Genomic DNA, 11,905 nt, shown 5'->3' on the forward strand with positions numbered 1-11,905 from the left:
GCCGCGGGGGCGCGGGCTCCGCGCACTGCTCGCCGCCGCGTCCGCGCTCGCCGTCGGCCTCTCAGCGGCGCTCCTCGCGGGGCCGGCCGCTGCCGACGCCGGGCCCGCCGTCGAGCTGCCCGCTGGTGGCCTGTCCGTCACGGGCGACACGTCCCCGGTCCACGGCCACGCGCTCGTCGTCGCCGGCGACGCCGGGGGGTGCGGCGGGTGGCGGGTCGGGGGGGAAGGGGTCGGCGCGCGGCGGAGCGTGGACCACGGCGGGAGCGGGGAGGACGAGGGGGGGCGCGGCGGGCTCGTCGGGACGGGCCGCGCGGGACATCCCGAGGTGCGGGGCGGGGGGGCGACTGTCCGGGTCGAGGATGAGCGCGAGGGCGGAGCGCGCCGAGCCACAGGGTCGCCGTGGTGGGAAGGGTGGGATGGGTATAAGAGAGAGGGGCGGGGGCCGGGGGTCGCGCGAGAGCGCGCCGGCGGGGGGGAACGCGGACCCCGCGGCGCCGGGCGGGGCGAGGGGGACGGCCGCGCGGCGCGCGCAGGCGGCCCGGGGCGGGGAGGTCGCGGCGTGGCTCGGCGCGCGCCCGACGGCGGCCCTCATGCGCGCCGGGCCCCGCTCGCCGCGTCCCTCGACGCCGTACGCGAGTCGGGGGCGGCGCGTGGGGCCGGCGCCGCGGACGACCGGCCCGCCGACGGCGCCCCCGCCGCTCCACGTGCTCGCGCCGGTCGTCCCCGTGGTGCCGGCCGCGACGTCGAGCGTCGTGCCGTCCGAGAACGTCACCGTGAGGTCCTGGGCGGAGACGTTCGACGCGACGTACGTGCGTGCGCCGTCGCGCACGAAGGTCGCGGCGAGCGGGTGGTCCGCCGTGACGGCCGTGTCCACGGTGCCGAGACGAGCGAGGTTCGCGACCCAGTGGAACGTGTGCGCTCGCGACTCGCCCTCCTCGGGCGTCGGGTAGCCGGCGCGGACCTTCGCCAGCGCGGCGTCCGCGTCCCCGAGCGCGAGGAAGTTCCACAGGATGTCCTGCCAGACCGTCGGCGGGCCACCGTTCACCGTCTCGAGGTGGGCGTACAGCTCGCGCACGCGCTCGGGCGCGTAGCCCAGGTACAGGTGCGATCCGGTGATCGGGAGCGTGTTGATGCCCTGGATCATCTCGGCCTCGGCGCTGAACCACGTCGCGTACGCGCCGCCGTCGCCCCAGACCATGCCGACCGTCTCGTGGTCGAAGCCCTCCGGGAAGGTGGTGCCGTCGGCGTCGAGCCAGTACTGCTGGATCGCGGCGGCCTGCGTCGTGTAGAGGTAGACGCCGGCGTCGCGGACCTCGCGGTCGCCCGTCGCCTCGCCCCACTGGATCAGGGCCCCGGCGAAGTTCATGCCCTCCGACGACGACTCCTGGTTGTTGCCCGCCGCGAACGCGCCGTGGCCCGACGCCCAGTCGTGGCCCGCGTAGACGTCGAAGTCGCGCAGGTACGGGAAGAGCGTCTCGTCCCGGTCGTAGCCGTTCGCGTCGCGCACCAGGAGGTCCACCATGCCGCCGTACTCCTGCGCCCACTGCGGGTCGAAGCGTGCGAGCGTCGCGGCCGCGGCGACGTAGTAGCCGTAGTGGAAGTGGTGGTCGTTGAGCTCCTTGTCCGACCCGTACGACGCCGGGTAGCCGATGAGCGTGCCCCACGCGTCGTCGTACGCGAAGACGCGCTCGGTCTTGCCGGGCGTCGCGGTGAACCAGTCCGTGAGGACGTCACGCACCGCGTCGAGCGCGGCGTCGCGCTGTGCCGTCCGGCCGAGCTGGTCGGCGATCTCGACCACGCGCGTCGCGCGCCCGAGCGCCTTGCCCGTCCAGTACGTGTCTCCGCCGAGCTGCCCGAGCGGGTCGCCCGCGACCTGGTCGAGGTACGCCTCGAGCTGCGCGCGGTCCGCGCCGGACGACGTCGCGACCGCGGGGACCTCGGGCAGCACGCCACGGAATGCGTCCTGCGTCGTGAACGCGTCGACGCCCGCGAGGACGGTCAGGTCGCCGCGCGCCGACGTGTACGTCGCGTCGAGCGGCTCCGTCGACGGCGACGTCCCGGCCAGGTGCGCCGCCTGGTGCGGGTAGAGCGCCGCGACCGTGCCGGACGCCTCGGGGGTGCCGGGCCACGGCGTCGTCTCGAGCGCGTACGTCGTCGTGACGCGCGCCGTCGCCTCGTCGTACGCGTAGTCCGCCGTCGTACCGGTCACCGGCGCGTACGCGGCGGCCGCGTAGGTGTCGGCGAGGTCGGCGCGCGCGGAGGGGTCGCCGTCGGGCAGCACGGCGACCGAGAAGAAGCCGTCTCCGCCGAGCGGTGCCGTGAACGTCGTCCCCGAACGGGTCCACGACGCCCCGGGCGGTGCGAAGGCCACGTAGTCGTGGCCGTTCACGCTCAGGCCGAGGCGCGCGCCGTCGGACAGCCACACCTCCGGCGCGGCGCTCGCGGTGAGGACGGCGTCACCGCCCGTGGCCTCGAACCAGGCGAAGGGCAGCCCGTGGCCGATCGTCGCGCGCAGGGTGCGGGCGCCGTCGTCCCAGAGCGGGGAGACGGTCCAGTCGGTCCAGTCGTCCACCGCGACGTGCGGCGCCGCGAGGCCCGAGACCCCGGCGCGCAGGTCCTCGACGTACGGGTAGTGGTACTCCGAGACACCGGCACCCGAGCCCGAGATCGCGGGCGTCGTCGTGTAGGAGATGCCGAGGCCCTGCGGACCGGGCTGGTACGACGCCGGGTGGGCGTGCAGCGGGGCGCTCCACGCGCAGTCGAGCCGCTTGTACGCGAGCGAGGTCCACCAGTCGTTGGTCGGCAGGGGAGTGCTCGGGGCGTCGTCGGTGACGAACGCGCGGGGGTCGGCCTCGACCGCCGCGCAGCCCTCGGGCGTCGGCCCGACGGGGTCCGTCGTGTAGCTGCCCGAGCCGACCGGGACGGTGTCGGCGGCGGCCGTCGTCGCCTGCGTCACCGTGAGCCCGCCCGCAGCGAGCAGGGAGGCGAGCAGCGCCGCGGTCAGCCGTCGTCCGGACCGGCCGTGGCGGGTCGTCGGACGCGACCTTCCGGCGGGGTCGGGTCCGGTCGGATCGGGGCGGGGGGGTTCGGTCGGGGTCGTTCGTGCACTGTCGTGGGTCACGACGTCTCACCTCGGAGGGTCACGCGCGGCACCTCGTCGTCCCGCGCTCGTCGCCCGGCGTCGTCGCCGGGCCGGGACGCCCGCCTGGGAGCGCTCCCACGTCCACGGTACGAGGGTGCGCCACGTCCGCAAGCGGGGGATGGTTCCCGACCGGTCGTCCGGGGGAGCAGGGTGCGCGAGGCGGGACTCGAACCCGCACGTCCGAGGACACCAGGACCTAAACCTGGCGCGGCTGCCAGTTACGCCACTCGCGCGCGGTGGTCAGTCTACGGCCGAGCGATGCACCGACGGCCGCCGTGTGCACGACCTCGTGCATCGCCCGGCCGCGGGTGCACCGCTCGGCGCGTGCCCCACTACCTCGGGTCGATGCCCAGGTCGCGGCGCAGCTTGGCGACGTGGCCCGTCGCCTTGACGTTGTACTGCGCGAGCTCGACGGTGCCCTCCGGGTCCACGACGACGGTCGAGCGGATCACGCCGACCACGGTCTTGCCGTAGAGCGACTTCTCGCCCCACGCGCCGTACGCCTCGAGGACGGTCTTGTCCACGTCGGACACGAGCGGGAACGTCAGGTGCTCGGCCTCGACGAACGCCGCGATCTTGTCGACCGGGTCGGGGGAGACGCCGACGACGGAGTACCCCGCGCCCTGAAGGGACGCGAGGTTGTCGCGGAAGTCGCACGCCTCGGTCGTGCAGCCGGGCGTGCCGGCGGCGGGGTAGAAGTACACGACGACGTGCTTCCCGCGCAGGTCCGAGAGCGTGACGGTGGACCCGTCGGCGGCGGGGAGGCTGAAGTCGGGGGCGGTGTCGCCGACGGCGAGGCGCTGGGACTGGGCAGACGTGGTGGACATGGATCTCCTTCGGTCCGGGACTCGGGTGTCCTTCCGAGGGTAGGTGACCCGGGTAGCGTTGTGGCTGTGAGCAAGACGACGTCCGCCCCCACCTCGCGCCCCGCCGACCTCCCCGTCCGCATGCTGCACGACCGCCTCCTCGTGGACCCCGAGGTCGACGCGAGCGAGCGGCAGAGCTCGGCCGGCCTCGTCATCCCGGCGACGGCGGTCGGGCCGAAGCGGCTCGGGTGGGCCGTCGTCGTGGCCGTGGGCGAGCACGTGCGCCAGGTCGCGGTGGGGGACCGCGTGCTGTTCGACCCGGACGAGCGCGCCGAGGTCGAGCTGGGCGGCAAGGACCTCGTGCTCCTGCGCGAACGCGACGTCCACGCGGTGTCGCAGGAGGTCGAGGAGGGCGGCTCGACCGGTCTGTACCTCTAGCGGGGCGACCTCCCGGGGGGACGGGCCCGGGTCGGCCCGTGTCACCGACGTCACAGGTCGGGCACCCGGGTCGATTTCCACCCCTGGTCCGGCTGCTGCTAGTGTTTTCTCTCGCGCGCCATTAGCTCAATTGGCAGAGCAGCTGACTCTTAATCAGCGGGTTCGGGGTTCGAGTCCCTGATGGCGCACCACTCTTCGACACTGGCCGACGCCCGGGATCCCGGGCTGCTGCTCGTGTCCTTCCCGCATGCGCCATTAGCTCAATTGGCAGAGCAGCTGACTCTTAATCAGCGGGTTCGGGGTTCGAGTCCCTGATGGCGCACCACCGCGGCAGCCGCCGCTCGCAGGCCGTCCACCCCCGGGTGGGCGGCCTGCGTCGTTCCCGGCGGCCTGCGTCGTTCCCGGCGGACGGAGGCCGGCCCGCGCGACGGGGCCCACGGTCCCGAGCGCCGCCCGCCGCCCGCCGCCCGCCGCCCGCCGTGCTGCAGCCCTTCGGCGCGGGACCGTTCGCCGGTCGTTCTCCCCCCGTTCGTCCGCCCGCGTCCGAGAGTTCACCCCTGCCCGGAAGGGTCCGGTGCGGGGACGGACGCTCCGGACACCGGTCGGGCCGTGCCCTTCGCCTGTCGACGACGAAAGGACACCCGATGCACGCTCTCGTGCACACGCCCCGGACCCGGAGAAGACGACGCGCGCTCGCCGCCGCGCTGGGAGCGACCCTGGCCGCGGGGGTGCTCGTCCCCGCGGCCGCCACCGCGGCGCCGGGCTCGGCCACCACCTCGTCCGCCGGCGCCGCCCGCGCGGCCGCCGCCGGCCCGGAGGAGCCCAGCGGGACGCCGGTCCTGCACCCCACGACGGGGACCTACCTCGACGGCACGGTGCCCGTCGAGGCCCAGCCGGTGATGGCCGGCGACGCCGTCGCCGAGCTCGCGGTCGACGGCACGCCCCTCGCCGCGACGCCGACCCCCGCGACCGCCCGCCTGCTGTTCGACGTCGGCAGCAACTCGATCGAACGGCGCTACGGCAACCACGTGCTCGTCAACGGCGCGCGCATCGACCTCGACCGCGACATGGTCTCGGAGCGCGTGGCGCTCGACGTCCCGACCGACCTCCTGGTCCAGGGCGTCAACGACGTCCAGTTCGTCGTCGGGACGGTCGAGACGTCGTGCGGCACGAACTACGACGACTACGACGTCACCGAGGTGTCGCTCGAGCTCCTCGGCGAGGCCGCCGACGGCTCGGCCAACAGCTTCTCCTACGCGTTCGGCGACGGGTCGTGCGGCACGAACACCGCCCGCGTCCAGAGCGCCGACCTGACCTTCGACCTCGCGCAGGACCCGGCGGCCACCACGGGACTCGTCGCCGAGCTCGACACCACGACGCTCGAGAACGGCGCCCACACGCTCACGGCGACGACCGCCGCGGGCCTCACCGCGACGAGCGCAGTCACCGTGAACAACTCCGCCCCCGGCGCGCCGGCGATCACGCCCGCCGACGGCGCGCTGCTCGACGGCCTGCAGACCGTCCTCGCGTCGCCTCCCGAGGGCGGTGACGCGCCTACCGGCATCGCCGTCGACGGCACGGCGCTCGCGACGACCGAGACGCTCGGCGCCGGGTCCTCCGTCTTCGCGTTCACGGTCGGGTCGAACTCGATCGAGGCGCGCTACACGAACCACCTGCTCGTCAACGGCCAGCGCATCGACCTCGTCGACCGCGACTACGTGAGCGAGACGGTGCGTCTCGACGTGCCGAACGCGTACCTCGTGCCCGGCCGCAACACGGTCCGGTTCGTCACGGGCACGTTCCCGACGGCGTGCGGCGACAACCGCGACGACTTCGCGATCTCGGGCATCGCGCTCGAGCCGCGCCACGGCACCGCGACGCCGGTCGGCATCGCCCCGTCGTACTCGCTGGGCGACGGCGACTGCGGCACGAGCACGACGAAGCCGCGCGAGGTCGACCTCGTCTTCGACGTCGTCCGCGACGAGGACGCCCCGGCCCCCGGCCTGCGTGCCGACCTCGACACCGCGACGCTCGCGGACGGCGAGCACGTCATCACGTCGGCGACGGCCGCGGGCGCCACGGCGTCCCGTACGGTCACGACCGACAACACCGGCCCGGCGGTCGCGTCGAGCACCCCGGCGACGGGCGCGGAGCTCTCGACGGCGTCGACGCTCGCGGTCGAGCTGACCGACGCGTCGGGAGTGCTCGACGGCCCGCACGTCACGCTCGACGGCGAGGCCGTCGAGTCGGGCGCCCTCGTCGGTCCGGGGCTCGCTCCGGGCGAGCACGTGCTCGTCGTCACGGCGACGGACGTGCTCGGCAACGAGAGCACGCACGAGATCGCGTTTACCAGCCTCGGCATCCCGGACGTCCCCGCCGACCTGACGCCCGCGCACGGGACGACCGGCGTCGAGGGCTCGGTCGAGCTGGGCGCGCGCGTCGCCGTCCCCGGCGGCGGCGACGTCACGGCCACCTTCTCGCGCGCCGAGACCAGCGCCCCGGTGCTGGCGGCCCAGGGCGAGACGACGTCGCTCCCCACGACGCTGCACGTCGAGGGCGAGCAGTTCGCACCGGTCGACGCGCTCGTCCCCGGCGACGACGCGACGCTCGACTCCGCGAAGAGCCGTGACGTCGCCTACCAGCGGTTCGAGATCCCTGCCGAGGGGGACGCGACGGGTCAGGTCGTGCGCTGGGAGGGCGTGGTCGATCCGCAGCGCCTCGCGACGCTCCACGTGTGGGACGGCACCGCGTGGGCCCCGCTCGGGTCCGCGCGCGGTGCGGTCGAGGGCACGACGGAGCTGACCGCGGTCCTCGGCGCGCGACACGCCCACGACGGGACCGTGCACGTGCTCGTCACCGGCACCGACCCGTTCGCCGACGACATCGCCGCGGGCGGCTCGCGCGACGAGACGGACTTCGCCCCGCGCGACTCCTACGACTTCTCGATGGTCCACTTCACCGACACGCAGTACCTGTCGGAGGGCGCCGTCGAGCAGGAGACGCCGGAGGAGCGCGCCGTGTGGGCGAAGACCTACACGGACCTCGTGCAGTGGGTCGTGGACAACGCCGAGGAGCGGGACATCGCCTACGTGGGCCACACCGGTGACGTCAACGAGAACTACACGCGGGTGCCGGCCGACGAGGCCATGGCGGCGCAGGTCCGCGGCGAGTTCGAGTTCTCGTCGTCCGCGCAGCGGCTCCTCGACGACGCGAACATCCCCAACGGCGTGCTCGCGGGCAACCACGACAACCTCACGGGCCAGGACAACGGCCCGGGCGCGCTGTTCAACGAGTTCTACGGGCCCGAGCGCTACGCGGCGCTGTCCGAGGGCTGGGAGGACGCGTCCTACGGCGGGCCGTGGCGCGAGGGCGACAACCAGAACCACTACGACCTCTTCACGGCGGGCGGCCTCGACTTCGTCGCCGTGTACCTGTCGTACGGCGTGACCGACGAGGAGGCGGCGTGGGCCGACGGCGTGCTCGAGCAGTTCGCCGACCGCAACGCGATCGTCCTCACGCACGACTACCTCGTGCCGAGCCCGAACCCCGACGGCCGCGGCTCGGAGATCTCGACGCCGGACGGCCGCCTCGTGCACGCCAAGGTCGTCGAGCCGAACGAGAACGTGTTCCTCGTGCTCGCCGGTCACCGGCACGGCGTCGGCATCAACGTGCGCCAGGACACCGGCACGGGCAGCGGCGTCGTCGAGCTCCTCGCCGACTACCAGTTCTACGAGGTCACGGCCGAGGAGGCGGGCCTGACGGAGGTGGGTGGTTACACGCCGGACCAGGGCCTGCGGCTCGGCGCGAGCTTCCTGCGCCTGCTGCAGTTCGACGTCGACCGCTCGGAGATGATCGTCGACACGTACTCGCCGTGGCTGTCGGACTTCGGCGCCACCGAGTACGACGACGAGCAGCGGTACGACGGCCGTGAGGACGACTTCACGGTCCCCGTCGACCTCACGAGCCGCACGACGACCCTGTCGACGGACGCCGTGTCGCTGTTCGGCGAGGCCGAGGAGATCGGCTCCGCGACCGTGCCGTCGGGCGAGGTCGCGACCGTGACGTGGGACGGGCTCGAGGCAGGCACCCGGTACGCGTGGTCCGTCACGGCCACGAGCGCCGGCGGCGGCACCACGGTCTCGCCGGTGCGGTCGTTCACGACGGCGCCCGCGCCCGAGGGACTCGTCGTCAGCACGACGGCGCGCGCCCAGTGCCTCGCCGGGACGGCGTACGTCGCCGTCCGGGCGACGAACGACGACACCGTGCCGGTGGACGTCACGCTCGCGACGCCGTTCGGCTCGCGCACCGTGACCGACGTCCAGCCCGGGCGCTCGGCGTACCAGTCGTTCGCCGTCCGCTCCGGCTCGGTCGAGGCGGGCACCGTCCAGGTGACGGCGATCGGCGACGGTCGCTCGTTCGCCGCGGACGTGGAGCACGACGCGGTGACCTGCGGCTGACGCCCCGCGAGACGTGAGCCTCGGCCCCTGGACCGGACCGGACTGGACCGGTCCAGGGGCCGAGGTGCGCGCGTACCCTGGTGCGGTGCCCGAACCGACCCCCACGACGACCCCCGCGACGGAGAGCCCTCGCTACCGCACCCAGCCGGTGTCGTTCGTGCGACGCAGCGGACGCCTCGGCACCCGCCAGCAGCGAGCCTGGGACGAGCACCGCGACCGCTACCTCGTCGAGGCACCGCGTGACGTCGCGCGCACGTCGGTCGATCCGTCGTTCGTGCTCGACCCCGCGGTGCTCTTCGGGCGCTCGGCCCGCCTCGTCGTGGAGATCGGATCGGGCCAGGGCGAGGCCGTCGTGGCGGCTGCCGCGGCCGACCCGTCGACGGACTTCCTCGCGGTCGAGGTCTACACGCCCGGGCTCGCACAGACGGTCCTGCGCGCGGCGCAGCGCGACCTGACGAACCTGCGGCTCCTCCAGGTGAACGCCGTCGAGGTCCTCGCCACGACGCTGCCCGCGGGCAGCGTCGACGAGCTGTGGGTCTTCTTCCCCGACCCCTGGCACAAGTCGCGCCACCACAAGCGCCGGCTCGTCACGCCGTCGTTCGCGACGCTCGTCGAGCGCGTGCTGCGCGCGCCGGACGACGGCGCGCCGGGCGGGGTCCTGCGCCTCGCGACGGACTGGGACGGGTACGCGGACCAGATGGTCGAGGTGCTCGACGCCGCACCCGGCCTCGCCAACGCCCACGGCCCGGGCGGCGTCGCCCCGCGCTTCGAGGGTCGGGTGCTCACGGGGTTCGAGCGCAAGGGCACCGCCGTCGGGCGGGTCATCACCGACCTCGAGTACGTGCGTCGCTGACCGTGCGGGGCGGGTGCGGCACCCGGTGACCGGACCGGCCGCAAGAGGTCCTTGCGGACCAAAGTGATCTACGGCACATTGTGCCGGGGGCGAGAACGTCGCCCCGAGCACGCGGTGTCGCGTGGGCGTCGAGCACCCGGCGGCACGTCGTGCTCTCCATGAGCCAACGGAGGCGTCATGACCGACGTACCGGCCGCACCCGGACAGGTGCCCGCCGAGGAGACCGACTACCAGCGCGTGCAACGCTCGCCGGAGTTCCAGGACCTGCGCAGACGCTTCCGGAACTTCGTGTTCCCGATGACCGCTCTGTTCCTCGTCTGGTACTTCGTCTACGTGCTGCTCGCGAGCTACGCGCACGACTTCATGAGCATCCGCGTCGCCGGGAACATCACGGTCGGCCTGCTCTTCGGGCTGGGGCAGTTCGTGTCCACCTTCGCGATCACGATGATCTACGCCCGCTGGGCGAACCGACGCTTCGACGCCGCGGCTGACGAGCTGCGCCGCGAGATCGAGGAGGACGAGCTGTGAACCACCACCTCCTGGCCGCCGAGGCCACCGACGTCGGCAACCCCGTCGTCAACGTCGCCATCTTCGCCGTCTTCGTCGCCGTGACGCTCGTGATCGTGCTGCGCGCGTCCCGCCAGAACAAGTCCGCGGCCGACTACTACGCCGGCGGGCGCAACTTCACCGGACCGCAGAACGGCACCGCGATCGCCGGCGACTACCTGTCCGCCGCGAGCTTCCTCGGCATCTGCGGCGCCATCGCGATCAACGGCTACGACGGGTTCCTCTACTCGATCGGCTTCCTCGTCGCGTGGCTCGTCGCGCTGCTGCTCGTCGCCGAGCTCCTGCGCAACACCGGCAAGTTCACGATGGCCGACGTGCTGTCGTTCCGCCTCAAGCAGCGACCGGTCCGCATGGCGGCCGCGATCGCGACGCTCGCCGTCGTGTTCTTCTACCTGCTCGCCCAGATGGCCGGGGCGGGCGGGCTCGTCGCGCTCCTGCTCGGCGTCGACTCGACCGTGGGCCAGAGCGTCGTCGTCGCGGTCGTCGGTGCGCTGATGATCCTCTACGTGCTCGTCGGCGGGATGAAGGGCACCACGTGGGTGCAGATCATCAAGGCGGTGCTCCTCATCGCGGGCGCCGCGGTCATGACGTTCTGGGTGCTCGCCAAGTTCGGGTTCAACCTCTCGGACCTGTTCCAGGGCGCGATCGACATGGCCGGCCCCGGGGGCGAGGCGCTCATCGAGCCGGGCAAGCAGTACGGCGCGAGCGGCACCACGAAGCTCGACTTCCTCTCGCTCGCCCTCGCTCTCGTGCTCGGGACCGCCGGCCTGCCGCACGTCCTCATGCGGTTCTACACGGTGCCGTCCGCCAAGGAGGCGCGCCGTTCGGTCGTGTGGGCGATCTGGCTCATCGGCATCTTCTACCTGTTCACGCTCGTCCTCGGGTACGGCGCCGCCGCGCTCGTCGGGCCGGAGACCATCGCCGCCGCACCAGGTGGTGTGAACTCCGCGGCACCGCTGCTCGCGTTCGCGCTCGGTGGCGAGATCCTGCTCGGGTTCATCTCGGCCGTCGCGTTCGCGACGATCCTCGCGGTCGTCGCGGGCCTGACGATCACGGCCGCGGCGAGCTTCGCGCACGACATCTACGCCAACGTCATCAAGCGGGGCGAGGTCAAGCCCGACGGTGAGGTGCGGGTCGCGCGCATCACGGTCGTCGTCATCGGGATCCTCGCGATCCTCGGTGGCATCTTCGCGCAGGGCCAGAACGTGGCATTCCTCGTCGCGCTGGCGTTCGCCGTCGCGGCGAGCGCGAACCTCCCGACGATCCTGTACTCGCTGTTCTGGAAGCGGTTCAACACGTCGGGCGCGCTGTGGAGCATGTACGGCGGGCTCATCTCGTGCATCGTCCTCATCGCGCTCTCGCCCGTCGTGTCGGGCAAGGTCGACCCGGTGACGGGCGCGAGCCTGTCGATGATCAAGAACACCGACGTCGACTTCGCGATCTTCCCGCTGAGCAACCCGGGCATCGTGTCGATCCCGCTCGCGTTCCTCCTCGGGATCGTCGGGACGTACCTGAGCAAGGAGAAGCCGCACCCGGAGAAGTTCGCCGAGATGGAGGTCCGCTCCCTCACGGGCGCCGGCGCCGAGAAGGCGACGGTCCACTGACCGTGGGGCACCCCGCCTGCCGAACCCCGGGTCGTGCG

The 11,905-nt window shown here is 73.3% G+C and carries 7 protein-coding genes and 3 tRNA genes; 7 read left to right on the forward strand and 3 right to left on the reverse strand.

What is annotated here, in order from left to right; all coding sequences use genetic code 11:
* Positions 1 to 61: 61 nt before the first annotated feature.
* The 3 genes from NFS20_RS21710 to bcp all read right to left on the reverse strand — a co-directional run bounded on the left by NFS20_RS21710 (position 62) and on the right by bcp (position 3,969).
* Positions 62 to 3,121 (reverse strand): glycosyl hydrolase, encoded by a 3,060-nt coding sequence (locus tag NFS20_RS21710; protein ID WP_251153860.1) that lies wholly within the window; start codon positions 3,119 to 3,121, stop codon positions 62 to 64.
* A 172-nt stretch (positions 3,122 to 3,293) separates the two neighbouring features.
* Positions 3,294 to 3,375: transfer RNA gene (locus NFS20_RS21715), tRNA-Leu, on the reverse strand.
* A 99-nt stretch (positions 3,376 to 3,474) separates the two neighbouring features.
* Positions 3,475 to 3,969: a thioredoxin-dependent thiol peroxidase gene (gene bcp, locus NFS20_RS21720; protein WP_251153861.1), complete on the reverse strand. Its 495-nt coding sequence runs from the start codon at positions 3,967 to 3,969 to the stop codon at positions 3,475 to 3,477.
* A 120-nt stretch (positions 3,970 to 4,089) separates the two neighbouring features.
* Between bcp and NFS20_RS21725 the strand changes: the two genes are divergently transcribed.
* The 7 genes from NFS20_RS21725 to NFS20_RS21755 all read left to right on the forward strand — a co-directional run bounded on the left by NFS20_RS21725 (position 4,090) and on the right by NFS20_RS21755 (position 11,867).
* Entirely contained in the window at positions 4,090 to 4,386 is a 297-nt protein-coding gene (locus NFS20_RS21725; protein ID WP_251153900.1) for a GroES family chaperonin, read from the forward strand.
* A 115-nt stretch (positions 4,387 to 4,501) separates the two neighbouring features.
* Positions 4,502 to 4,577: transfer RNA gene (locus NFS20_RS21730), tRNA-Lys, on the forward strand.
* 58 nt (positions 4,578 to 4,635) lie between these two features.
* Positions 4,636 to 4,711: transfer RNA gene (locus NFS20_RS21735), tRNA-Lys, on the forward strand.
* 319 nt (positions 4,712 to 5,030) lie between these two features.
* Positions 5,031 to 8,843, forward strand: a complete 3,813-nt coding sequence (locus tag NFS20_RS21740; protein ID WP_251153862.1) for a metallophosphoesterase family protein — start codon at positions 5,031 to 5,033, stop codon at positions 8,841 to 8,843.
* 85 nt (positions 8,844 to 8,928) lie between these two features.
* Positions 8,929 to 9,696 (forward strand): tRNA (guanosine(46)-N7)-methyltransferase TrmB, encoded by a 768-nt coding sequence (gene trmB / locus NFS20_RS21745; protein WP_251153863.1) that lies wholly within the window; start codon positions 8,929 to 8,931, stop codon positions 9,694 to 9,696.
* A gap of 177 nt (positions 9,697 to 9,873) precedes the next feature.
* Positions 9,874 to 10,224 (forward strand): DUF485 domain-containing protein, encoded by a 351-nt coding sequence (locus NFS20_RS21750; RefSeq protein WP_251153864.1) that lies wholly within the window; start codon positions 9,874 to 9,876, stop codon positions 10,222 to 10,224.
* On the forward strand, positions 10,221 to 11,867 hold the full coding sequence (locus tag NFS20_RS21755) for a monocarboxylic acid transporter (protein WP_251153865.1): 1,647 nt from the start codon (positions 10,221 to 10,223) through the stop codon (positions 11,865 to 11,867). The genes NFS20_RS21750 and NFS20_RS21755 overlap by 4 nt, the downstream gene beginning before the upstream one ends.
* Positions 11,868 to 11,905: the final 38 nt, after the last annotated feature.

This window comes from Cellulosimicrobium sp. Marseille-Q4280 (assembly GCF_943181405.1).
Taxonomy (GTDB): Bacteria; Actinomycetota; Actinomycetes; order Actinomycetales; family Cellulomonadaceae; genus Cellulosimicrobium.

Coding starts and splice junctions, on each gene's coding strand:
- NFS20_RS21740 (WP_251153862.1), top strand. CDS start 5,031: ATGCACGCTCTCGTGCACACGCCCCGGACCCGGAGAAGACGACGCGCG.
- bcp (WP_251153861.1), bottom strand. CDS start 3,969: ATGTCCACCACGTCTGCCCAGTCCCAGCGCCTCGCCGTCGGCGACACC.
- NFS20_RS21725 (WP_251153900.1), top strand. CDS start 4,090: ATGCTGCACGACCGCCTCCTCGTGGACCCCGAGGTCGACGCGAGCGAG.
- NFS20_RS21750 (WP_251153864.1), top strand. CDS start 9,874: ATGACCGACGTACCGGCCGCACCCGGACAGGTGCCCGCCGAGGAGACC.